The organism is Niveispirillum sp. GW835-FHT14G11 (assembly GCF_058793615.1).
This window is the reverse complement of record NZ_JBXAFZ010000014.1, coordinates 136,714-160,226: the sequence shown is the minus strand read 5'-3', so window position 1 is coordinate 160,226 and position 23,513 is coordinate 136,714. Positions and strand designations below refer to the sequence as shown.

The window sequence follows — 23,513 nt, the reverse complement described above, 5'->3', positions numbered from 1 at the left end:
TTATATTCGATACAGACATCGAAAATCGACCGCCCTGGAACCGCCGGCCCCATATGGAAATTCTTGGTTTGTGCTTCACCAGCGCTGACGGTGCCGTCACCAGCCATGACACCTGGCTGGTCGCGCTCTCCTTTCTGACAGCGGTCTTCGCCTCCTACGTCGCGCTGGATCTGGCCGAACGGCTGCGCCATGCGGAGGGGAAGGTGCGCTGGGCCTGGCATGGGGCCGCGTCGGCCGCGCTGGGCGGCGGCATCTGGGCAATGCATTTCCTGGGCATGCTGGCCTTCAATCTGGACGCACCCTTCAGTTTCCATGGCGGACTGACGCTGCTGTCGCTGGCCGTGCCGATCCTGGTGGTGGCCGTCGGCCTGTGGCTGGTCAGGGACAGCATGAGCCCTGTGCGGCTGCTGAGCGCCGGCATGCTGGTCGGCATGGGCGTCGTGGTCATGCATTATACCGGTATGGCGGCACTGATGCTGCCCGGCACCATCGGGTACAGGCCCGGCCTGTTCGCCCTGTCGGTGGTCATCGCCCTGGTCGCCGCCACGGTCGCCCTCTGGCTGGCCTTGACGCCGCAGCGTTTCGGCCTGCGCGTGGCCGCGGCACTGGTGATGGGGATCGCCATCTGCGGCATGCATTATACCGGCATGGGTGCGCTGGTGGTGACGCTGGACCCCAGCCTGCCCGACGTGCAAGCGGGCATTCCCCGCCTGATCCTGGCCGGCGCCGTGGCGGCCGCCACCTATGGCCTGCTGGTGCTGGCCCTGGTGGCCGGCATCGCCGACCGCCGCATCTCCGCCGCCGCCGCGCGCGAGGCCGAACAGCTGCGCCGGTCCTTCCTGGCGCTGGGCGAGGAAATGCAGGCCCGCCGCCTGATCGAGGCGGAGCTGGAACAGTCCAAGCTGGCGCTGGAACAGCGGGTGGCCGAACGCACCGTCGACCTGGAGGAGGCCCGCGCCCGCGCCGAAGCCGCCAGCCAGGCCAAGTCCGACTTCCTGGCCAGCATGAGCCATGAGCTGCGCACGCCGCTCAATTCCATCATGGGGTTCGCGCAGCTGCTGCTCTATAACCGCGCCAAGGAACCGCTGACCACCAAGCAGGAGCGGGCGGCCACCCAGATCGAGAAGGCGGGCACCCATCTGCTGCACCTGATCGATGAGGTGCTGGATCTGGCCAAGGTGGAGGCGGGGCGCCTGTCGCTGTCGCTGGAGCCGGTGGACGCCGCCGCCGTGGCCCGCGACGTCGCCATCAACATGCAGCCCGTGGCCGACAGCGCCAACGTGACCCTGACCCTGGACATCGCCAATGCGGGCACCGGCATCGTGGCCGACCGTACGCGCCTGGTACAGGTGCTGAGCAACCTGACCAGCAATGCCATCAAGTATAACCACCCCGGCGGCAGGGTCACCGTCTCCATCCGTCCGGGCAAGGACGGGCGGGTCACCCTGTCGGTCAGCGATACCGGCCTGGGCATCCCCGTCGATCGTATCGACCAGCTGTTCCAGCCCTTCAATCGCCTGGGCCGCGAGCATGGCACGGTGGAAGGCACAGGCATCGGCCTGACCATCTGCCAGCGGCTGGTGCAGGCCATGGGCGGCACCATCATCGTGGAAAGCACGGAAGGCGTGGGCAGCCGCTTCCTGTTCGAGCTGCCATCCGCCGCCTCGGCCCAGACGCTGGATGCCGGGCGGGCCAATCTGCCCCAGCGCGCCGGCCCGGGTGACCAGCGCACCATGCTGTATGTGGAGGACAATCCCGCCAACATCCAGCTGATGCGGGACCTGATCGACAGTCTGGGCGGGTTCCGCCTGCTGGTCGCCGCCGATCCGGGATCGGGCCTGCAGCTGGCACGCACCCACCTGCCCGACATCATCATCCTGGACATCAACCTGCCCGGCATGGACGGGTTCGAGGTGCTGGCCCGGCTGCGTGCCGATCCGGCCACGTCGGGCATCCCGGCCCTGGCCCTGTCGGCCAACGCCCTGCCCCGCGAGGTGGAGCGCGGCAAGGCTGCCGGCTTCCATCGCTATATGACCAAGCCGCTGCGCGTGCCGGAATTCATGGCCGCCTTGGATGAGGCGCTGGCCGGAGGAACCGTCGCGTCATGATCGAACTGTCCACCCCGCTCAGCGAGGAGCTGTCGGCCGCGCACATCCTGGTCGTCGACGACCTGCCCGCCAATGTCGAGCTGCTGCTGGGCATGCTGGAGGTGGCGGGGTTCGAGAATATCGAGAGCAGCACCGACCCCTATGAGGGGCTGGCCATGGCGAAGCGCACCCCGCCTGACCTGATCCTGCTGGATTACCGCATGCCGGGACTGGACGGCCCGTCCTTCATCACCCGCCTGCGCGCGGAAATGGGCACCGATGCCCCGCCCGTGCTGGTCGTCACCGCCCAGAATGATGAAGGGTCACGCCGCCGCGCGCTGGAAGCCGGCGCCCGTGATTATGTCACCAAACCCTATGCCTTCTGGGAACTGATCGCCCGGTCGCGCAATCTGCTGGAACTGCACCTGCTGCACAAGGCGCAGCGCCAGCAGGCGGAAATATTGGAACGGCAGGTGCAGGACCGCACGGCGGAACTGGAGCGCACCCGCGCGGAGATCATCCGCCGCCTCTGTTCGGCCGGGGAGTTCCGCGACGAGGATACCGGCCAGCATGTCACCCGTATCGGCCGCATGGCGGGCGAACTGGCCCGTCTGGCCGGCCTGCCCGCCCTGATGGTGACCAAGATCGCCAGTGCCGCCCCGCTGCATGATATCGGCAAGATCGGCATTCCCGACCGCGTCCTGCTGAAGCCCGGCAAGCTGGATGCCGATGAATGGGTGATCATGAAGACCCATGCCAGCATCGGCCAGCATATCCTGGCCGGCAGCGGCCTGCTGCTGCTGGACCTGGCGTCGGAGATCGCCGGTACCCATCATGAGAAATGGGATGGCAGCGGCTATCCGGGCGGGCTGGCCGGGGAGGATATCCCCCTCAGCGGCCGCATCGTCGCCATCTGCGACGTGTTCGACGCCCTGCTGTCACGCCGCCCCTATAAGGAGCCGTGGAGCCTGGAGGCGGTGCGCGCCCATCTGGAACAAGGTGCGGGCAGCCACCTGGACCCGGCCTTGACGCGCCTGTTCCTGGACAATATGGACCGGATGCTGGCCATCCGGGCGGAACTGGCGGATTGAGCCTTTCCGTTCCCGGTAGCAGTAAACGGCCAGCCTGCCTCAAACCGGCGGCATGAAACCTTGACGGTCGGTCGAACCTCCCCCGCCCCCGGCTGCACTTTGCCCTGCCAGCCAGGCCAGATAGTCCGGCAGGCCCGCCGTGATGGGCAGAGCGATGATGCAGGGCAGGTCATAGGGATGCAGGGCGCGGATGCGGGCAGACAAGGCGTCAAACCCTTCCGCGCGGCATTTCAGGATCAGCACCACTTCTGCCGCGCGTTCCACCACGCCCTGCCATCGATAGACTGATTCCATGCCCGGCAGGATGTTGGCGCAGGCGGCCAGCCCTTCCTCCACCATCTGCGTGGCGATGGCGCGGGCCACGGCCAGATCGGGCGTGGTGATGTAGACGAGGCAGATAGTGGTGTTCATGCAAGGGATTCCTTGGTGTTGAGCCCTGATGCAAGCCCGGCTGGGCTGTCCCGTCCCCCGTTGCAGCAAGGGCGTTGCCCCCGCGTATCGGGCAGGTCAGGCAGGAAAATGCATTTTCCCTGACACAAACGTTGCATCCCCAAAAACTCGTGTCTATATTCCGCGCCCGAACGACGGACGGCCAAAACCGGACGATGTTCGATCGAGAGGTCGGAGCGTGGCGCAGCCTGGTAGCGCACTAGACTGGGGGTCTAGGGGTCGCAGGTTCGAATCCTGTCGCTCCGACCATTCTCTCGATAGCCCGATCAAAGGGTTGCGCGAAAAGCCGCCGTCAGCAGTGACGGCGGCTTTCGTGCTTTATAAGCTTAATGAATCCCCAGCATGGCCATGAATTCCGCCTCGTCCAGCAGACGCAGGCGGCCATAGCGCTGCTGTCGCGCCTGGGCGGCGGTCAGCTTGGTCTTGCCGGGCGAGAGGCCCACCACCAGCCAGTCGGTATCCTGGCGGATATAGGCCTGGAAGGTGCCGCCCGCCAGGGCGATGGCGCGGGCTGCGTCGGGGCGCGAGCAGGCCATCAGGGTGCCGGTAAGGACGAAATTCTGGCCATCGACGCGGGCGGAGGGGGATGGCAGGGCCGGGGCGCCCAGCGATGCGGCGGGCGCGATGGCGGCGGGGCGGCGGGTGCGGCGGGCCCCCACGCCCAGACGGTCCGCAGCCTCCGCCACGCTGGCCACACCCAGCATGCCCGCCACATGCCGGCCGATGGCGGCGCAGGCGGCGGCGTCGCTGCCGGCCTCGTGATGGTTCAATTCGATGCCCAGATGGTGAGCCACGATGTTCAGCTTGTGGCTGCGCAATTGCGGAAAGGCGGCGCGGGCCAGGTCCACTGTGCAGATGAAGCGCACGGGCGGCACGGGCAGGCCCGCCGCCAGCAGGCAGGCGGTCAGCACACCGGAATCGAAGCTGGCATTGTGCGCCAGGATCGTCGCCCCTTCCAGCAGCGGCGCCAGATCGGGCCAGATCCCGGCAAAGACCGGGGCATCGGCCACGTCATGGGGACGGATGCCGTGCACCGCCACGCAGAAGGGGGAGAACCGGGCCGGCTGTGGGCGGATCAGGCGGCGAAAGATCGGGGTGTCCGGCCGAAACACATCGGCAAGGCCCACGGCGCAGGCGCTGTCCCGCCGTTCATTGGCGGTTTCGAAATCGATGGCGCGTTCGATCAAGCGGGCGGCTCCTGTCACTGTCCCCCGTTCTAGCCTAATCCTTGCGCGCCTTGAAAGCGCTGATGGCATCCGTGGCGAAGGCGGGCACCGGCGCGGGCGTGGCGGGCGGTGCCGAATGCAGCATCAGGTTCATGGGCATGGCGTAACCGCCATAGAGCGACGGGTTAGCACCATCCAGGGACAGGCGAGGTCCGTGCGGCGTCAGAGACAGTTCCATGGACCTGTAGTGGTAATCGGCCAGGGCGCGGGTGACCAGCGCCAGACTGTCATTGCGGACAGGGTCCAGCCAGGGGGCGGCACCGGTCAGTGACAGCCGGCCGGGGGCGGTGGCGCGCAGGCCACCCCGGCCGGGGCGGACGCCATGGGCATCTATCCGGATCGGAACCGAACCGATCAAGGTTCCGTCAGCTCCCAGATCGTCGATACCCAGGGCCGCGAGCGCCGAAGGCAGGGGCGTGGCCGGGATATCCAGGGTCAGGTCCAGGTAATCGTTGCCCAGACGGAACGAGGTCTGCGGGAGGGTGACCTGCTGGCCGGCCCAGCGAAAAGATTCCGGCGCCAGACGCAGCACGCCATCGCCCGGCAGGGCCAAGCCCAGGGCACCGCCGGAAAGGGCAAGGCCGGGATCGAACAGGCCGATGGCAATGGCTTGCGGCGGCATGGAGAGCGGCGACAGCCGGTCGACATGCAGGACGCCATTGATCCCGGCGACGCGCAGCCCCGGCAGGGTCAGGCCCGCCCCTTCCAGCAGCAGGTCGGCCGAACCCTCCATGCCGCTTGCGGTCCAGGCGGCGGACAGGCGGCCGGCAATGGTGCCCGCCAGTGCCGGTGGCAGCGGCGCGCCGGGGAACAGACGGGGGGCATCGCCGGGCTGCAGATGCACGGGCGCCAGTTTGGCCAGCAGGCGGCCGCCGGTGGCATCCAGGTCGATTCCGCCGGAGAGGTGCACGCCGCCATCCTGGCTGGCGGCTGTCCATTCCAGGCGCAGGTCGTTGGCGGGCATTCCCCGCAGCTTGGCGGCCAGCGTCGAGGGGGCCAGCCAGGGCAGGCGCAGGCTGGCGGCACGCAAATCCAGGTCCAGCGGCAGGCTGGTGCTGCCGGTCAGCAGCAGGCCCCGCGCCTCCAGCCCCAGGGTGGGGACGGACAGGGCCCCCGGCAGGTCCGGCAGGGGCGACAGCCACCATTGGCCGTCGATGCGCCGGGCCATGGCGCCCAGCAGCAATGCATTGTCGCGCGGCCCCTGGCCGATCCCGATGCCGCGCGCCTCCAGCCGCAGCGACAGGTCGGGCCAGATGGCGGGCACGGTTGCCAGCACGACGTCCGGGGCCGTCAGGTCGGCTTCCAACGGGCCACCGGTGACGCCGGGGTCGGGCAGGCCCAGGCGGGCGGCAAAACCGGCAAGGTCGGTGACGCGCAGCCTGGCATTGAGCCGGTGGCGACCCTGGCCAGCCGGGTCCAGCAGCGCGTCCAGGCGGGCGGCCCCCTTCCAGTCCAGCACCGCCTGCCCCTGCCCGTCCTTCCACCGCAGCGACAGGTCCGGCAGACCGTCGGGCAGGCTGGCGGCCGTCACATCCAGGTCACCGGTCCAGCCGCCGCCGGGCGACAGCCAGCGCAGATGGCCCTGCCCGGCCAGACGCGGGCCGCCGGGCGTGGGCGTGAAGGAGAAGCCGGCCGTGGACAAGGCCCCGTCCCGCCAATCGGCCGTGAAGCGGGCGGGCACGCCGGTCACACCCAGGGCCACTATTCCCTGCCCTTCGCCATGCCAGCCGCCCGATACGGGCGTAAAGCCGGCATCCAGGGTCAGCGGCAGCGTGCCGATGCCGCCGGGCAAGGCCAGGGTCAGGCGCGCATCCTGGAAATGGAACGGCCCATCCAGCGGCAGATTGGCGGGCAGACCGGTGGCGGAAAGGCCAACCGGATGAGAAAGCCGCAGCCCCCGCACGGTCAGGCCGGACAGACGCCCCTGCCAAAGGCCGAAGGGGGTATAGTCAGCCTCGAACCGATCCGCCCCGTCCTCCCCCCCCAGGGAGAAGGCTCCGGTGGCACGGGTCCAGCCCAGATCATCCACCGCCAGTTCGGCCTGCGGATAGCCCAGGGCGCGCAATTCCTGCGTCCAGCGCGCCGCCAGCAGACCGGGCAGCGCCAGCCAGAGGCCCAGCAATGCCAGGGCCGTCACACCGGCCGCGATCATCACCTTTTGTTTCAGCCGCAAATCGATCGTCCCGGCAAATTCCGCCGCCCGGTGCGGCATCCCGATCTTTCCATGCAAGGATGCGGCCGCTATCGTGGCGGGCGCAACGAGGTAGAGATGATACCGCCCATGCTTTCACGCCTTCTGATCCTGTTCTGCCTGTTCCTGGCCGTGCCGATGGCCGGGGCGGCACGGCCGCCGGCCAATCCCGATGACACGCTGGTCATGGAGTTGAAGACGGGAACGGTCATCATCCAGATGCGTCCCGATCTGGCCCCCATCCATGTGGCGCGGATCAAGCAGCTGGTGCGGCGCGGATTCTATGATGGCGTGCCGTTCCATCGCGTCGTGGCCGGCTATATCGCCCAGGCCGGCGACCGCAGCGGCACGGGAAGGGGCGGCACCGGCCGCTGGCTGGAACTGGAGCCCAGCAAGGAACCGCATGTGCGCGGATCGGTGTCCATGGCACGCGGCCTGAACCGCAACAGTGGCGACAGCCAGTTCTTCATCCTGATGCGGTCGCAGGAACCCACGCTGGACGGCAATTACACGCTGTGGGGCCATGTCGTGAAAGGCATCGAGTTGATCGACAAGCTGAAATCCGGCGACAAGGCCAAGGATGGCTGGGTGAAGGACGCGGACCGGATCATCAGTATCCGCGTGCAGTCCGACCCGCCCCGCCCATCCAAACCGGCGGCGACCGCCCCCTTAAACAAGCCGCAACCTCCCCCGAAATAGCAGGTGGGCCATCCCCTCCCCCCTGTTCACATACCGGCGACATATCGCTATGGTGCGGATCGGCATGCAACCGAGAGCCGGGGCAACCGGCGCGAAGGATGATTGAAATGGACCTGGAAAACACCCTGTATCTCGACCTGGCCGGCGGCCGCGTCACCATCCAGCTGCGCCCGGATCTGGCGCCCAAGCACGTTGCCCGCATCAAGGAGCTGGCGCGCGAGGGATTCTATGACGGCCTGACCTTCCATCGCGTCATCGAGGGCTTCATGGCCCAGGGCGGCTGCCCCGATGGCAACGGCATGGGCGGTTCCGGCCAGAACCTGCCGCAGGAATTCTCGCGCGAACCGCATGTGCGCGGCACCTGCTCCATGGCGCGCGCCGCCAACCCGAACAGCGCCGACAGCCAGTTCTTCATCTGCTTTGCCGATGCCCGCTTCCTGGACGGCCAGTATACGGCCTGGGGCAAGGTGACGGACGGGATGGAGCATGTGGACGCCATCAAGCGCGGCGCCGGTCGCAATGGCGAGGTCAAGGACCCCGACCGGATCATCAAGCTGTCCGTCGCCGCCGACATGGACGCCGCGTAAGCCCGATTTTTCAGGTTTGGGTTGAGGTACGGAACGCCGCCGTGGAAGAATCCACGGCGGCGTTTTGCTATGCTGACGGTTCAACGGCGATGCGGGGGGAACCGGGATGCACAGCACCAACTATCACAACACTCTGATCACCGTGTCGGCAGATTGCCCGGTGAGCGTCGGCACCCCACCCGCCAAGCCCGGCACAATCGCTCACCGGCAATTCGCCCTGCTGAGCCAGAATCCCTATCAGCTGACCTCCGACGCGCTGCTGCTGGCGGTGGAGAATGAACGCAAGGAGCCGGTCACGGCGGAAACCTTTTTCGCCAAGGCCCAGGCCTGCCTGCGCGCCTCTCCGCTGGTCAAGAAGCAAGGGTACGGCCTGCACCATGACGCCCATGAGCGCGTAGCGCTGGTCGCCATGGAAAGTGAGGCCTATGCCGGCCTGCTGGCCGATCCGGTGGTACAAAAGCGGCCGGGGATGCGCAGTTCGCGGGGATAGGAAGCATCAAGGCTTCTGTCTGTTCGGGAATATTGTTAACTATAGCTTCCCTTCGGCATTACCCCGGTTGGCATCCCATGAACGACACCGCCCCCGCCCTGGAAATCCGCGGATTGCGCAAATCCTATGGTGAGAAGGAGGCGGTAAAAGGCATCGATCTGAGCATCCGGCCGGGGGAATTCTATGGGCTGCTGGGGCCCAACGGTGCCGGCAAGACCACGACGCTGAAGATGGTGGTGGGGCTGCTGACGCCCAGTGCCGGCGACATCAGGGTGTTCGGCATCGACAATGCGACCGACCCGGTGGCCGCCAAGCGGCAGGTGGCCTGGTTGCCGGACGAGCCGATGCTGTATGACAAGCTGACACCCATCGAATATCTGGAATTCGTGGCCGGGCTGTGGGGCATCGATGCGCGCACGGCGGCCGACCGGGCCGACGAATTGCTGACCCGGCTGGAACTGCATGAGCATCGCCATGAGCGGTGCGAAGGCTTCTCACGCGGGATGAAGCAGAAGGCAGCACTGGCCGGCGCCCTGATCCATGATCCGCGCCTGCTGATCCTGGACGAGCCCTTGACCGGGCTGGACGCCGCCATCGCCCGGCAGGTGAAGGATCTGTTGGCGGAGAAGGCGCGGGCCGGCTGCACCATCATCCTGACCACCCATATCATGGAGGTGGCGGAACGGCTGGTCGACCGGATCGGCATCATCCAGCATGGCAGGCTGCTGGCGGAAGGCACGCTGTCGGAGCTGCGCCAGCGCCATGGGCGCGACGGCGCATCGCTGGAGGAGCTGTTCCTGGACCTGGTGTCGGGCAAGGCGGTGGCGGCATGAGCCTGATGGCACCGGGCAGCCTGCCCTGGCTGCTGCGGCATGAGCTGCGGCTGGCGTTCCGCACCAAGAAGACGGGGCCCTGGGCCTGGGCCTTGCTGATCGTCGGCGTGCTGTTCATGCACGGGATCGGTTTCCTGTCGATCTATGGACTGTCCAAGCTGAAAGTGACGGATGAGGGTATACAGCTGATCTTCGGCAGCATGGGCATGTTCGCCGCCGCCATCATGCTGGCGGCATCGCTGCAATTGACCGTCAATGCCATCTATACACGCGGCGATCTGGACCTGCTGCTGTCCTCCCCGCTGAAGCCCGGCACGATATTGCCGGTGCGGCTGCTGGCCGTGGGGCTGACGGTGATGGTGGGCAGCCTGACCATGGCCGCCTGCTTCATGAATCCCGGCGCCATCGTGGGATCGGTGCGCTGGCTGGTGGGCTATGTCACCCTGCCGGCGCTTTGCCTGCTGTCCGTCACCCTGTCCTTCCTGCTGGTGCTGGCCCTGGTCAGGATCGTCGGCGCGCGCCGGGCGCGGACGGTGGCGCAGGTGATGGGCGGGGTGATCGGCATCGGTGCCGCCCTGGCCGCCCAGATCCCCAACATGAACAGCACCGCCGACAAGGCCACGCAGAGACGGAATTTCCAGGCCCTGGCCGACATGAGCGACAATCCAGCGCTGGAACCGCTGCGCTGGCTGGGGGCCGCCATCACCGGCGAGCCGCTGCCGCTGCTGATCCTGCTGATCCTATCCATCGGCGGGTTCGCGCTGGTCACCATGCGCCTGGGCCCGGCCTTCGTCCGCTCGATCAATGCCGCCGCCGGGACCGACGCCACGCCGCGCCGCAAGGCCGGCGCCGATACCGGCCCTCTGGCCATGGCGGTGCGGGGCGTGACCGGAACGGTGCTGTGGAAGGAATGGCGCCTGATCCTGCGCGATCCCAGCCTGTTGACCCAGGTCTGTTCCATCCTGCTGGTCGCCGCCCCCATCGCCCTGCCCAGCCTGGGCAAATCCATCACCACCGCGTCGGGAGAGGTGATGGCGTTTGGCTGGATGGGCGTGGTGCCGGTGGCCGGCCTGCTGGCCGGCGCCCTGGTCTGGCTGGCCTTTGCGGGGGAGGATGCGCCCGACCTGCTGGGCACGGCACCCGTACCGGCACGGCGGATGCTGCGCGACCGGCTGCTGGCCGCTGCCTTGCCGGCCATCGTGCCGGCGACGGTCGCGTGCCTTTACGTGGCGACCGCCACGCCCTGGTCGGCGCTGATCCTGTGGCTGGTCATGTTGCTGTCGGTGACGCTGTACTTGCTGATGGATATGCGGCAGGGGCCGGTGCTGGGCGGGCGAAAGGCATTCCAGAAACGCTATCAGAGCAATATCATTGCCCTGTTCGGGGAGATGCTGCTGGGCTTTGCCCTGACCGGGCTGGGCTGGCTGCTGCTGAAATTCGCCGCACCGGTGTGGGCGGTACCGCTGCTGATGGTGCTGGTGGCGGGGGGACTGGCGGGGGTGCTGCTGCCGAAGCGGGCTGTGGAATGATCGTCCGTGTCCGAAAACCGCGAGCCGTGAAGCCCCGTCCATGGCAGGATCGGGCCCATGGAAACGCTCGACCCCATCGCCTGCTACCGCGCCGTTGAGACCAGGGACGCCCGCTTTGACGGGCGGTTCTTCACAGCGGTGCTGACCACCGGCATCTATTGCCGGCCCATCTGTCCGGCACGCACGCCCAAGGCGGAGAATTGCCGGTTTCACCCTACGGCCGCGTCGGCGCAGGAGGCGGGGTTCCGGCCCTGTCTGCGCTGCCGGCCGGAGGCGGCACCCGACCTGGCCGTGTGGCGCGGCACGTCCAACACCGTGTCGCGCGGGCTGGCCCTGATTGCCGAGGGGGCGCTGGACGGGGAGGATAGCTCCGTCGATGCGCTGGCCTTGCGGCTGGGCTTAGGCGAGCGGCAGTTGCGCCGGCTGTTCAAGCAGCATCTGGGCGCCAGCCCCATCGCCGTGGCGCAGACGCGGCGCGTGCTGTTCGCCAAGCAGCTGCTGCACGAGACGGCGCTGCCCATGGCCGAGGTGGCGCTGGCGGCGGGGTTCGGCAGCATCCGGCGCTTCAACGAGACGTTCCAGTCGCTGTATGGCCGGGCGCCGCGGGAGTTGCGGCGTCAGGCGCTGGCATCCGACAAGGCGGCGGGCAGCGTGGCCCTGGACGGCGTGGTGCTGCGCCTGCGCTATCGCCCGCCGCTGGATTGGGCGGACCTGCTGGACGCCATCGCAGCACAGGCGGACCCGGCGGAACGGGTGGTGGACGGGGTCTGGCACCGGGTGCTGACGGATGGCGAGGTGATGGTCACGGCCCTGGCCGGTCAGGATGCGCTGAAGGCCGTGATCCGCACGGGCGACATCACATCCCTATCGGGTATCGCCACCCGGCTGCGGCGGCGTTTCGACCTGTCGGCGGACATGGCCACGATCAACGCGCATCTGGCCCAGGACCCGGCGCTGGCCCCGCTGGTGGCCGACCGACCCGGACGGCGCGTACCGGCGCCCTGGGACGGGCCGGACCCGATTGATCAGGGGGAACGACGATGGCATCCCTGGGGGGCCTATGCGCGCCGCCACCTGAACCTTCCCGACATCCCGCTTTTTCTGGAAAAGGCATCATGAGCGACAGATTCTCCACCTTCCACGCCCTGCACAAGGGTGACAGCCCCCTGATCCTCTGCAATGTCTGGGACGGCGGCAGTGCCCGCATGATGCGCAGCTTAGGCGCCAAGGCCATCGCCACCACCAGCGCCGGGCTGGCCTGGGCATTGGGCGTGGCGGATGGCAACAAGCTTCCGGCCGATCTGCTGCTGCATGCCGCCGCCAATATCGTGCGGGTGGTGCCGGACCTGCCGGTCAGCATTGATATGGAGGCCGGATACAGCGACGATCCCGCCGCCGTGGCCGATCTGGCACGGCGCATCGTGGATACCGGCGTTGTCGGCGTGAATATTGAGGATGGAGCCGGCACGCCGGAATTGCTGGCTGCAAAGATTCGGGCCATCCGCGCCGCCGTGGGGCCGGGCCTGTTCATCAATGCCCGCACCGATGTTTACTTGCGCGGGCTGGCCCCGGCGGGGGAAAGGGCGGCGGAGGTGGTGCAGCGCGGGGCGATCTATGCAGCGGCAGGGGCGTCCGGCCTGTTCCCGGCCGGCGTGACCGATCCTATGGAAATCAAACATATATCGGACAATGTTGACCTGCCGTTGAATGTGATGGCCCGGCCCGGGCTGCTGCCGGCGGCGGAACTGGGCCGGCTGGGGGTCAAGCGGCTGTCGGCGGGATCGGCCCTGGCCGAACATGTCTGGGGCCGGGTGGCGTCGCTGTCGGGTTCGTTCCTGGCGGACGGGATTTCCGATCCGATCTGCGCCGATGTCATGCCCTATGGTCAGGTCAACGCGCTGATGGTGGCGCCACAGGGGTGAACCGGGCGGCCAGCGCCAGCATGCGGTCCCGCGCCTCGGCCACGGCGGGGCGCGGGGTGCCGGTGCGGGTGACCAAATGATAGAGATAGGGGTTGGGCACCCACAGCGGATTGACCGGCACCAGCCGCCCATCGGCCACCCAGGGATCGCCCAGGGGCGAGCGCAGCATGCCGATGCCCAGCCCCACCTCCAGCGCCGCCAGGACGGTATCGTAATCCTCGAACCTGATATCCTGCGGGCGCGGCTTGCTATAGGCCACGCCCTGCGCCGCCAGCCAGGCCCGCCAGGAGGTGACAGTGCTGTCATGCACCAGGGTTTCGGCCAGGATGGCCGGCACAGCGGCATCACGACCCAGCCGGGCGGCCAGGGCGGGGGCGGCGACCGGATAGACCATCTCCCGAAACAAGGGCGTGCTGTTGACGCCCGTCCATTGGCCGTTGCCGCAGCGCACGGCGATGTCCACCTCGCCCTTGTCCAGGTCGGCCAGGCGATGTTCCACAACCATGTCGAAGCGCAGATGCGCATCCTGCAACTGGTCCAGCGCCCGGAACAGCCAGAGCTTGGCGAAGGCTGGCAGGATGGACAGGCGCACGATCTCCGTCCCCCGCCTGTGCCGCCACTGGTCACCCGAGCGGGCGATCATGGTGAACGCCTCCCCCACCCGCGCAATGAACCGGTCGCCATCGGGCGTGGTGCGCACGCCGCGGCCGTGGCGTTCGAACAGGGCCACCCCCAGCCAGGCCTCCGCCGCCTGTACCCGGCGGCTGATGGCGGCATGGGTGACGCCCAGTTCCAAGGCGGCGGCGGAGAAGGACCCGGTGCGCCCGGCCGCCAGCACGGCGGTCAGGCTTTCCAGCGGCGGCAGGGACAAGCTGTGCGTCATACGTACAGCTGTGACCCCATCAGTGCGCTATGTCAACAGCTGGCGATGGGGCATGCTTGACCCCTGAGCCCCATCCACGGACCCATCATGACCGCCATCTGTAGCGAAACGCCCCGCCCCAGCCTGCTGCCGGCCCTGGCCGTGTTGGTCACGGTGACCAGCTGGGGCAGCGCCTTTCCCGCCATTCGCGTGGCATTGGGCGGCATGGACCCGCTGCCGCTGGCGGCCTTGCGCTTCGCGCTGGCCGGGCTGCTGGTGCTGGGTTTCCTGCTGTGGAAGCGGCCGGCGCTGCCGCGCGGGCTGGACGCGATGCGCTTCGCGGCCTGTGGCGGCATCGGCATCGCGCTGTACAATATGCTGCTGAATACCGGGCAAAAGACGGTATCGGCGGGGGCGGCCAGTTTCATCGTCAATGTCGCCCCTGTGCTGACCGTGATCTTCGCCACCCTGTTCCTGAAGGAGCGGTTCCGGCGCTGGGCCTGGGTGGGCATGGGGATCAGCATGGCGGGCGTCGGCCTGATCGCATCGGGCCAGCCGGGGGGATTGCGCCTGGGCAGCGGGGCCAGCCTGCTGCTGGGGGCCGCCGTGTGTACGGCCACCTATTTCGTGCTGCAACGGCCGCTGGTGGGGCGGTACGGGGCGCTGCCATCGTCGGCCCTGACGCTGCTGACCGGTGCCCTGTGGCTGTCGCCCTGGCTGGGCGAGGGTGTGCGGCAGTTTCTGGTGGCCGCGGCGCCGGTGCAGGCGGCCCTGCTGTTCCTGGCGCTGTTCCCCGCCGCCATCGGCTATGCCGCCTGGACCTATGCGCTGGGCCATTTCGGCGCGGCGCGCGGGTCGAACTTTCTCTATATGGTGCCCGTCGTCGCCTCGGCCGTGGCCGTGCCGCTGACGGGCGAGTTGCCCGTCTGGACGACGCTTGCCGGCGGGGTGCTGGCACTGGGCGGGGTGGCGCTGGTCAATACCAAGGGGCGGGGGTGAGTGAGGACAGCACATTCCGTCGCAATTGAATAATGTACCTCTCTTCCGTCATCCCGGCGCAAGCCGGGACCCAGGGGCCAAATGCCCAACCTGTCGGCAGCTTTGATCCAAGCAGCGTAGAGGTTTGGTCCTGTCGCCCCTGGGTCCCGGCTTTCGCCGGGATGACGGGAGAATGCTTATCTGACGGGTCTTACACCTGTCCGGCGACCAGCACCTTACCGGGATCATAGGTCACGCGGTCGCCGCGGGGGTCGCTTTGCAGCGACAGCAGCGGGGCGGTGACGCGGCCCAGGACGCGGGAGCCACCGTCGGACAGGCGGATCACCTCCGCCTCCTCCGCCATGATGGCGGACTGGCAGCCGGCGGCGCGGGCCAGGCGGGCATGGGCCTCCAGATGCATTTCCGTGCCATGGACCGGCAGGGCGATGCGCGGGCGGACCAGGGCATAGAGTTCACGCAGCTCATTGGCGCCGGGATGGCCGGAGACGTGCAGCGGCTCGCCCCCCATCAGCTCGGTCCCCATCAGCACCTCCACGCCGCGTGCGCGCAGCTTGGAGACAACCTTTTCCACCGATTCCTCATTGCCGGGAATGACGCGGGCCGACAGAACAACGGTGTCACCAGCGCCGAACGGCGGGAAGCGGCGTTCACCGCGCGCCAGCTTGGCCAATGCGGCCTTTTCCTCACCCTGCCCGCCCGTGCAGATCAGGGCGATCTTGTTCCGGTCCAGACCCTTCAGGTGGGCGGGTTCGGCCAGGGGCACGGGCACATGGTCCAGCAGGCCCAGGTCACGCGCCGTCTCCTCGCTGTTGCGCATGGAGCGGCCGGCCAGCGCCACATGGCGGCCCGCGGCCTCCGCGGCGGAAATGGCCGAGGCCACGCGCGCCACATTGGTGGCAAAGCAGCAGATGGCGATCTGGCCCTTGCGGCTGGCGAACAGCTTGTCAAAGGCGCGGCGGACCTGCGCTTCCGACGTTTGCGGCATGTCCTTGTGGGCATTGGTGCTGTCGCACAGCATGGCCAGCACGCCCTCGTCCCCCAGCTTGCGCAGGGCGTCGATATCGGTGGGCAGGCCGATGCCGGGCTCCGGATCGAACTTCCAGTCGCCCGTATGCAGGATCGTGCCGGCTTCGGTGTCGATGGCCAGCGCCACCGGCTCCGGGATCGAATGGGTCATGCGGATGGTGCGGAAGCCGAAGGGCCCAATGTTGAACGACCCGCCCACCGGGTAGGTATTCAGCGTCACCTTGTCCAGCACGCCGGCTTCATCCAGGCGGCGGGCGATCATCTTGGTCGCGAATGGCGTGGCCCAGATCGGGCAATCCACGCCCTGCGGCCACAGCCGGTCGATGGCGCCGATATGGTCCTCATGCGCGTGGGTGACGACAAGCGCCAGCAACCGGTCGCGGATGGGGGCCAAGAAGGCCGGATGGGGAATGACGCAATCAACGTCCTCAACCCCCTGATCGGGGAAGGCGATGCCGGCATCGACCAGGACCCAGGCGCCGTCATGGCCATAGAGGGTCCAGTTCATGCCGATGCGGCCCAGGCCGCCCAGCGGCACGACCAGCACTTCGCCCAGCCCCGGCACGGGCCAGCGGCGGTCGAAATCGGTATAACGGTGGAAGGGGATGACCGTAGCATCCGCCCGGTCCATGTCCGCGCCAGCCCCGATGCGGGGGAACGCGGTGGCGCTTTCATGCAAAGCGTCGAAATCAGTCTCTTTCATGCACCGCCTTTATCCCGCATCGCAGCACCCCTGTCAAAGGTGCTGCACGCAGGGCAGGCATGGCATTTGATTGGCGAATATATGCAAATGCGCGCTGGATCGGTTGGCAGTTCCCTCAAAAGCCGGGCGGGCGCATCCGCGCCCTTGGCTTCACGCCGCACGAGCGGCGCGGCGGCAGTCGCCGCCGTACCAGATTCCGATAAGTTGCACTCACCGGGATCTGGTATTAATTACGCAAACCTAACCATCGACGCCCCGCCTGCCAGTTGCGCAGCAGGGCCAGGTCGATCAGCGCCACGATGATCACCGACAGGCCCAGGAGCGGCAGGAACAGGGCGAAGGCCAGCAGGATCATCCCCATCACCGCCGGGCTGCCCTTGATGCGCAGGGGCGGCGGGGCGCCCAGATGGCGGGCGGGACGGCGTATCCACCACATCACCACACCGCTGACCGACAGCAGCACCAAGCCCAGGGCAGCGGCGACGCCCAGGAACTGATTGAAGGGGCCGAACAACTGCCCCTCATGGGCGGCGATGCCGACGCCCACGACGCGGTCAATGACATGGCGGTCGGCGAACTCCTCCCGCCGCAGCAACTCGCCCGTGGCACCATCCAGGTCGATGGAAACACGCTGCGGCCGGTTGGCGGTCATGGAACGCACGGCCCAGGGACCACCGGGCTTGGCGGGCATGTTCACATGTACGGGCGCCGGCAGGCTCAGGGGCGTGATGCGGGCCACCACGTCGGACAGGGTGGCGGCCCCGACCATCATGTCCGCCATCGACAGGCCGCCATGGTCCATGGGCGCGTCTTCATCATGTTCATGCGCGTCATGGGCGGCGCGTTCGGCGCTGCGGCTGGTGGTCCAGTCCTGTTTGACGGCGGCGGTGCCCGTCGCCTGCCGCACCGCCTTGAATGCCCCGCCCCAGACGGTGGCCCAGGGCAGGCCGGTCAGCAGCAGGAACAGGGCCAGGAAGGAGATCCACAGCCCGACCACGGCATGCAGATCACGCCAGAAGGTGCGCCCACCGGCCGACAGGCGGGGGTAGAGCACCCCCGCCCAGCCGGACCGCTCACGCGGCCACCAGAGATAAAGCCCGCTGACCACCATGACGATACCCCAGCAGGCCGCCAGTTCCACCAGCCACGACCCCCGGTCCCCCATCAGCAATTCGCCATGGAAGGTCTTGATCTGGTTCATCAGCCGGTCTTCCTCCCGGATCTTGTGGAGGATGTCCAGGGTCTGGGGATGGACATAGACCCGCCACATCTCCCCCTGCCCGTCGCGGACCAGCACGCGGACCGCGTCATCCGCCGCCACGGGCAGGATATAGGTTTTCAAGGCCGCGCCCGGCACGGCCTGTACCGCCGCCAAGGCCTGCGCGTTGGCGTCGGCCGCCGGGCCGGTCAGTGTCAGGCTGTCATAGGGCCTGTCGATCAGGGCCTCCACCTGCGGCTTGAACAGATAGAGCGCACCGGACAGGGCCAGGGCCACGATGAAGGGCACGCAGAACAGGCCGGCATAGAAATGCCAGCGCCAGATCGTGCGATAATCCAGCCAGCCCTTTCCGGCGGCGCCGGAAGACTTGCCCGTTCCGGCGCTGCTCGGGGCCTTGATCGACAGGTCCGTCATGGCGTCAGCCCTTCCATTTCAGTTCAAGCGTGAAGGTGCGTTGCGGATAGGGATGGAAGACCCAGGCCTTGTCATTGCCGATATTATCGACACCGATGCTGAGCTGGGTTTCTTGCGTCATGTCCCAGGACAGTTTGGCATCGAAGATCATCAGTTCCGACGTATAGCCATAGGTATCGCCGCGCTGCGTCCCTTCCAGGTTGGTGTTGGGGCGCGAGGCATAACGCCAGCCGGTGGAGACCTGCCAATCATCGGCGAAGCGATAACGGGCATTGCCGTTCAGGCGCCATTTGGGGATGCGCGGGAACTGCACGCCCTCCGACGCCGGCACCGACAGGTTGCGCACGGTCTGGGCATCGATCCAGGCGGCGTTGAAATCGACATTCAGCCCGTCGATGCCGCCGACATCCGAGGCTTCGATAATCCCCTCCACGCCCCACTGGCGCACGACATCAATATTCTTGAACGACGAGGTGACGACACCGAACTGGTTGAAGCCCTGCTGGCTGAAGATCGCATCCTCCACCCGCTGATAGAAGACGCTGCCCGTGAAACGGAAGGTTTCAAAGGCCCGGCGCAGCATCAGGTTGGCGTCGCGGGATTTCTCAGGCTTCAGATTGGGATCGAAGCTGTTGATGTCGAAATTGCTATTGCCGTCCAGTTTACCCTGGAACAGCTCCCCCACCGTGGGGAAGCGGGTGGCGGTGGCCAAGCTCAACTGACCGACCCAATCGTCCGGCAGATCGGCCTGGATGCCGACGGACGGGTTGAACGCCGTCTCCTTGCGGTCGGTATAGGATTGGTATTTCGGGCTGCCCGACACCCGTGTGCCGATGCGCCCGTCAAAGGCCCGCCATTGATCGACGCGCACACCGCCGGTCAGCTTCACGCCCGGCATCACCTGCCAGGCATCGTCGATAAAGGCGCCGATCTGGCTGGTGCGGCCACTGGTACGGGTGGTGAAGGTGGGCGTGGCACCCGTGCGCCAGTTGGTGACACCATAGATGGTCTGGTCGGTCTCATAGAGCGAGCTGTTGAAGCCGACGGCCAGTTCATGGTCGCCCAAGGTGCGCTCCAGCTGACCGTCACCGGACCACCAGCCGGCATCGCCCTGGCGGGTGTCGGTGCCGGCCCCGCTGTTGATGCCGTTCACATAGCCGGTGGAGGCGCGGGCCCGCTGCTTATCGATCACGAAGCGCGACAGGTTCAAGGTGGCCTGCCAGTCGCCGATGGGGCCTTCCAGCTTCGCCCCGCCCAGGATCTCCCGGCGCTCGGTCACGGAGAGGTTGATGGCGGGCATGGTATATTGCTTGCCATCCACGCTCACCCGGCCGGTGAAGACCGGGTTGCCGGCGGCGTCACGCAGATAGGTCGTCGGGGTGGTGCCATCATACTCACTGGTCCACAGCACGGCCAGCAGCGAGGCGTTCCAGCCATCGCCGAAATCATAGCCGATGCGGCCGCGCAGTTGATCCTGGGTCGTGTCTTCCACCGAATAGGCACCGGATACCGGCGCCTTGGTGATCAGGCCCGGATCATTCACGGCGCCGGTCACCACCGTCGATGCCGCCGTGCCCGTGGCCGGGGTCAGCTGATAGAATTGCTGGGGATGGCCGTCATTCTGCAGCCGCCGATAGGACAGGCGCGCGCTCCACGGCCCATCCTTCTGTTTCCAGCCGAACCCCGCCTCGCCCGTGTAACCGTCGAAATTGCGATCAGTGCCGTATTGCTTGTAGGGCTGGATGAAATATTGGGCGGTGGCGAAGCTCTCCAGCCCTTCCTGGGGCGGCTTGGTGGTGATGGAGATGATGCCGCCCATGGAATTGCCGGGATAGCGGGAGGAATAGGGGCCATAGACGATATCGAACTGCTGCACCTCGCCCGGCCCGACCACACCCCATTTCGGGGGGAAGCCGAAGCTGTTGCCGAGCAGGTTGGTCACCACGAAACCATCCACCAGCACCAGCGAGCGGGCCGATTGCGTGGAATGGGTGCCGCGGAAGCCGGGAACGGCGTTGGCATCGCCGATGAAGCGTTTGCGCACGAAGAAATTCGGCGCGTATTTCATCAGGTCTTCGACATTCACGGCATTGATGGCCGCGAACTGTTCCGCCCCTAGCGAGACGGACAGACCGCGCGGGACGATGGTGATGGGGGCGTCACGCTGGCCGATGACAATCACCTCCTGCACCGGGGCGGCATCGGCCACCTGGATTTCCTGGGCGACGGCGGGTGTGGAAAGGGCGATCAGCGCGACCGAAGCCAGGCTGCGGGCGCGAAAATACGTGCGGGGCACTGCAAAATCCTCCGGCGGCCGGACCCGCGAGCACGAAGGTCTCCAGCGGGCGGCGCCATATCGGGAATGATCCTGGGATGAAAAGGTGTCAGACGGCCCAGGACATTGGCGGCGCGCGCGCGCCCAGAGGCGCGCCGGCCCAGAGGCGGCGGCGTAGCGGCACCGCAAAGGCTCGCAAGGCGCGGCCATCGCGCCGCACCGGCAGCAGCAGGGCCAGCAGCAGCAAAACGGGGCCCAGCAGACCCATGGCCATGAAGGGGCACAGTCCCGGATGGCCGGTATCGGCGGGGGCGTCCGCGTCCCCGCCATCAGCCTGGATCAGGGAGGAACCGGCGCCGGTACAGATGACCAGCCAGCCCTTGCCATTGTCCGGATCGATGTTCGGCATGTAGCCGCCGGGGATCATGCCGCGCAAAAGCAGGGCGAGCAGCAGCAGCCACGGTGCCAGACACCGCGCCAACATCGCTGGTCGAGAAAGAATTGCCCCGGTCATGGTTGTTTTAATGATCCCAAGCGGGGTCGGGGTCAATGCCCAGTTGCTGCGACCGAACGACCGGGGGTTGCCCCGATCAATCCGCAAAGCTGATCAGATCATCCTTTACCAGGGCCGGGTCCAGGACCAAGGGCGCGGAGCGGACATCACCCGCATCCGCCGGTACCGTATCGGCCTGCGGAATATCCAGCCGGTGGCGTTCCACCAGTGTGGCCACGCCGAAGACCGGCCGGTCGGTGAACAGGTAGGTGCCCGAACGCGGACCGTCGATCCTGATCAGGTCGGCGGCATCGGTGCCTGACACGCCCGCCACGGTACCGGACGCGGCGAAACGGCCCGTGCCGCGATAGGTCAGCGCGCCCGCCCGCACATCCAGGCCGGTGGCCGTGCCCGCCGTTTCCAGCACCAGGCTGCGCGACAGGCTGAGCGTGCCGGTGGACGCGATCCGCGTGGCGGCGCTCAGCACCGCCCCCTCCCCCGTCATGCCGGCCAGGGTCAGGCTGGTGCCGGCGGTGGCGGTCAGGTTGCGGGCGGTGACAGCACCCAGGGTCACGGCCTTGGTGCCGGTCACGGTGGTGTCCTGGGTGGTGGTGACGGCACCGGTGGTCAGCGCGTCGCCGGCCGTCACCGTGGCGTTGCGACCGGTGATAGCGGCCAGGGTGGCGCCCTTGCCAGCCGTGACGCGAACATCCTGGCTGGCAGTGATGGCACCGGCGGTCAGCGCATCCGTCCCGGCAAGAGTGACGGTTGCCGCGGACAGGGTACCGGTGGTCAGGCGGGTGGCGCTGGCGATCAGGGCATTGGTGACGCTGACCGGCGCGGCCAGGGCCACCGTGCCGCCGGCCACATCCAGGCCCGTCAGGCCGGTGACGGCACTACCCAGGCCGACGGCACCGGTGCCGGCCCGCACGGTCAGGCGATAGGGGCCGGTGACGGCACCGGTGACCACGACATTGTCGGTGGCCGAACCGGCCGTGGTGATCATGCTGTCAGCGGCCAGGGTGACGGGGCCGCCCAGACGGATGGCGCCACCGGTGAGGCTGGTCAGGTCGCCATTCAGGGTGATGGTGCCGGCGTAATCCTGCTGGCCCGTGGTCCGGACGCCGCGCAGGGCGACGGTGGAACCGCCGACGGACAGCAGTTTGAGGGCCGTTGTGCCGCCCACCGCACCGGCCAGATCGGCCTTGCCGGCACCGGCATCGACGACCAGGGCGTAGGCACCATTGACGGGGCCACTGATGCGGATGTCATCGGTGGCAGCACCGGCGGTGACGATGGCGCTGTCGCCGGCCAGGGTGACGGGGCCGGCGACGCGGATGGCCCCCCCCAGGGTGGAGACCAGATCGCCTGACAGGGTCAGGGCGCCGGCATAATCCTGCAGGCCCGACGTGGTGACGCCGCGCAGCGACAGGATGCCGCCGCCGGCCGCGAAGCTGGACAGGGCGCGGCTGGCCCCCACGGCGCCGGCCAGGTCAACACGGGCCGTGCCGGCATCCAGCACCAGGGCGTAAGCGCCATCGACGGGGCCGGAGATGCGGATATCATCGGTGGCAGCACCGGCGGTGACGATGGCGCTATTGCCCGTCAGCTGCGTGGTACCGGCGATGCGGATGGTACCGCCATTGGTGCTGACCAGATTGCCGTTCAGGGTGACGGCACCGGCATAATCCTGGGCACCGCTGGTGGTGACATTGCCCAGGGTCAGGCTGGCACCACCGACGGACAGCAGGGTCAGGGCGCGGGTGGCACCGACGGGGCCGCCCAGCAGCACCCGGCCGCGGCCGGCATCGGCCACCAGGGCGTAAGCGCCATCGACAGCGCCCTGGATGCGGATATCATCGGTGGCGGCACCGGCAGTGACGATGGCGCTGTTGCCGGCCAGAGTGACGGGACCGGCCAGGCGGATGGTGCCGCCCAGGGTGCTGACCAGATTGCCGTTCAGGGTGATGGCGCCGGCATAATCCTGCTGGCCTGTCGTCGTCACGTCGCGCAGGCTGACGCTGGAACCGCCGGCGGAGAACAGTTTCAGGGCACTGGCGGCGCCGACGGCGCCGTCCAGGGTGACCTTGCCGATGCCGGCATCGACCAGCAGACCGTGGGCGCCGTTCACCGCGCCGGTAATGCGGATATCGTCAGTGGCGGCGCCGGCGGTGACGATGGCGCTGTCGCCCGCCAGGGTGACGGGGCCGCCCAGGCGGATGGAACCGCCCGTGGTGCTGACCAGATCGCCGGCCAGCGTGACCGTACCGGCATAATCCTGAAGGCCGGTGGTGGTGACGGCGCCCAGGGTGACGGTGGACCCACCGGCCGACAACAGCTTCAGCGCCTGGGTGGCGCCCACGGGACCGCCCAGGGTGACCTTGCCGGCACCCGCATCCGCGACCAGCGCATAGGAA

The 23,513-nt window shown here is 67.8% G+C and carries 19 protein-coding genes and 1 tRNA gene; 11 read left to right on the top strand and 9 right to left on the bottom strand.

Annotated features, from left to right (window positions below):
- Nucleotides 1-68 precede the first annotated feature (68 nt).
- Both AC1Q7F_RS24360 and AC1Q7F_RS24355 read left to right on the top strand, forming a co-directional pair.
- On the top strand, nt 69-2,108 hold the full coding sequence (locus tag AC1Q7F_RS24360) for an MHYT domain-containing protein (protein WP_492511134.1): 2,040 nt from the start codon (nt 69-71) through the stop codon (nt 2,106-2,108).
- On the top strand, nt 2,105-3,178 hold the full coding sequence (locus AC1Q7F_RS24355) for an HD domain-containing phosphohydrolase (RefSeq protein WP_492511133.1): 1,074 nt from the start codon (nt 2,105-2,107) through the stop codon (nt 3,176-3,178). Before AC1Q7F_RS24360 ends, AC1Q7F_RS24355 begins: the two co-directional genes overlap by 4 nt.
- 39 nt (nt 3,179-3,217) lie before the next feature.
- Here the strand turns inward: AC1Q7F_RS24355 and cutA are convergent, their stop codons facing one another.
- On the bottom strand, nt 3,218-3,589 hold the full coding sequence (gene cutA, locus AC1Q7F_RS24350; protein WP_492511132.1) for a divalent-cation tolerance protein CutA: 372 nt from the start codon (nt 3,587-3,589) through the stop codon (nt 3,218-3,220).
- A 211-nt stretch (nt 3,590-3,800) separates the two neighbouring features.
- Here cutA and AC1Q7F_RS24345 point away from each other — a divergent pair.
- Nucleotides 3,801-3,877: transfer RNA gene (locus AC1Q7F_RS24345), tRNA-Pro, on the top strand.
- A 77-nt stretch (nt 3,878-3,954) separates the two neighbouring features.
- On the opposite strand, the gene AC1Q7F_RS24340 is transcribed toward AC1Q7F_RS24345, so the two are convergent.
- The gene (locus AC1Q7F_RS24340; RefSeq protein ID WP_492511131.1) at nt 3,955-4,815 is read right to left on the bottom strand and encodes an exonuclease domain-containing protein; all 861 of its coding nucleotides are present in this window, start codon (nt 4,813-4,815) and stop codon (nt 3,955-3,957) included.
- Nucleotides 4,816-4,849: 34 nt separating this feature from the next.
- Nucleotides 4,850-7,066, bottom strand: a complete 2,217-nt coding sequence (locus AC1Q7F_RS24335) for an intermembrane phospholipid transport protein YdbH family protein (protein ID WP_492511130.1) — start codon at nt 7,064-7,066, stop codon at nt 4,850-4,852.
- Between the two features lie 69 nt (nt 7,067-7,135).
- On the opposite strand from AC1Q7F_RS24335, the gene AC1Q7F_RS24330 reads away from it, so the two are divergent.
- From AC1Q7F_RS24330 to AC1Q7F_RS24300, 7 genes are all read left to right on the top strand, one after another.
- Nucleotides 7,136-7,744 carry a peptidylprolyl isomerase gene (locus AC1Q7F_RS24330; protein ID WP_492511129.1) on the top strand — a complete coding sequence of 203 codons (609 nt, stop codon included), beginning with the start codon at nt 7,136-7,138 and terminating at the stop codon, nt 7,742-7,744.
- Nucleotides 7,745-7,851: 107 nt separating this feature from the next.
- On the top strand, nt 7,852-8,331 hold the full coding sequence (locus tag AC1Q7F_RS24325; RefSeq protein WP_492511128.1) for a peptidylprolyl isomerase: 480 nt from the start codon (nt 7,852-7,854) through the stop codon (nt 8,329-8,331).
- Nucleotides 8,332-8,437: 106 nt separating this feature from the next.
- Entirely contained in the window at nt 8,438-8,821 is a 384-nt protein-coding gene (locus AC1Q7F_RS24320) for a DUF6157 family protein (RefSeq protein ID WP_492511127.1), read from the top strand.
- A gap of 77 nt (nt 8,822-8,898) precedes the next feature.
- Complete coding sequence (locus AC1Q7F_RS24315) at nt 8,899-9,654, top strand: ABC transporter ATP-binding protein (RefSeq protein WP_492511126.1); 756 nt, start codon at nt 8,899-8,901, stop codon at nt 9,652-9,654.
- On the top strand, nt 9,651-11,183 hold the full coding sequence (locus AC1Q7F_RS24310) for a hypothetical protein (RefSeq protein ID WP_492511125.1): 1,533 nt from the start codon (nt 9,651-9,653) through the stop codon (nt 11,181-11,183). The genes AC1Q7F_RS24315 and AC1Q7F_RS24310 overlap by 4 nt, the downstream gene beginning before the upstream one ends.
- Nucleotides 11,184-11,240: 57 nt before the next feature.
- The gene (locus tag AC1Q7F_RS24305; RefSeq protein ID WP_492511124.1) at nt 11,241-12,302 is read left to right on the top strand and encodes a bifunctional transcriptional activator/DNA repair enzyme AdaA; all 1,062 of its coding nucleotides are present in this window, start codon (nt 11,241-11,243) and stop codon (nt 12,300-12,302) included.
- Entirely contained in the window at nt 12,299-13,105 is an 807-nt protein-coding gene (locus AC1Q7F_RS24300) for an isocitrate lyase/PEP mutase family protein (protein WP_492511123.1), read from the top strand. Before AC1Q7F_RS24305 ends, AC1Q7F_RS24300 begins: the two co-directional genes overlap by 4 nt.
- Here the strand turns inward: AC1Q7F_RS24300 and AC1Q7F_RS24295 are convergent.
- Complete coding sequence (locus AC1Q7F_RS24295; RefSeq protein WP_492511122.1) at nt 13,074-13,988, bottom strand: LysR substrate-binding domain-containing protein; 915 nt, start codon at nt 13,986-13,988, stop codon at nt 13,074-13,076. The two genes, AC1Q7F_RS24300 and AC1Q7F_RS24295, sit on opposite strands and share 32 nt — an antisense overlap.
- An 87-nt stretch (nt 13,989-14,075) precedes the next feature.
- On the opposite strand from AC1Q7F_RS24295, the gene AC1Q7F_RS24290 reads away from it, so the two are divergent.
- Nucleotides 14,076-14,966: a DMT family transporter gene (locus tag AC1Q7F_RS24290; RefSeq protein WP_492511121.1), complete on the top strand. Its 891-nt coding sequence runs from the start codon at nt 14,076-14,078 to the stop codon at nt 14,964-14,966.
- Nucleotides 14,967-15,156: 190 nt separating this feature from the next.
- Here the strand turns inward: AC1Q7F_RS24290 and AC1Q7F_RS24285 are convergent, their stop codons facing one another.
- The 5 genes from AC1Q7F_RS24285 to AC1Q7F_RS24265 all read right to left on the bottom strand — a co-directional run.
- Nucleotides 15,157-16,695: a ribonuclease J gene (locus AC1Q7F_RS24285; protein WP_492511120.1), complete on the bottom strand. Its 1,539-nt coding sequence runs from the start codon at nt 16,693-16,695 to the stop codon at nt 15,157-15,159.
- Between the two features lie 226 nt (nt 16,696-16,921).
- On the bottom strand, nt 16,922-18,328 hold the full coding sequence (locus AC1Q7F_RS24280; protein ID WP_492511119.1) for a PepSY-associated TM helix domain-containing protein: 1,407 nt from the start codon (nt 18,326-18,328) through the stop codon (nt 16,922-16,924).
- A gap of 4 nt (nt 18,329-18,332) precedes the next feature.
- Nucleotides 18,333-20,624 carry a TonB-dependent receptor gene (locus tag AC1Q7F_RS24275; RefSeq protein WP_492511118.1) on the bottom strand — a complete coding sequence of 764 codons (2,292 nt, stop codon included), beginning with the start codon at nt 20,622-20,624 and terminating at the stop codon, nt 18,333-18,335.
- 88 nt (nt 20,625-20,712) lie between these two features.
- Nucleotides 20,713-21,087 (bottom strand): DUF2946 family protein, encoded by a 375-nt coding sequence (locus AC1Q7F_RS24270; RefSeq protein ID WP_492511117.1) that lies wholly within the window; start codon nt 21,085-21,087, stop codon nt 20,713-20,715.
- Between the two features lie 106 nt (nt 21,088-21,193).
- A partial coding sequence (locus AC1Q7F_RS24265) for a beta strand repeat-containing protein (protein WP_492511116.1) occupies nt 21,194-23,513 on the bottom strand: 2,320 nt, incomplete at its 5' end.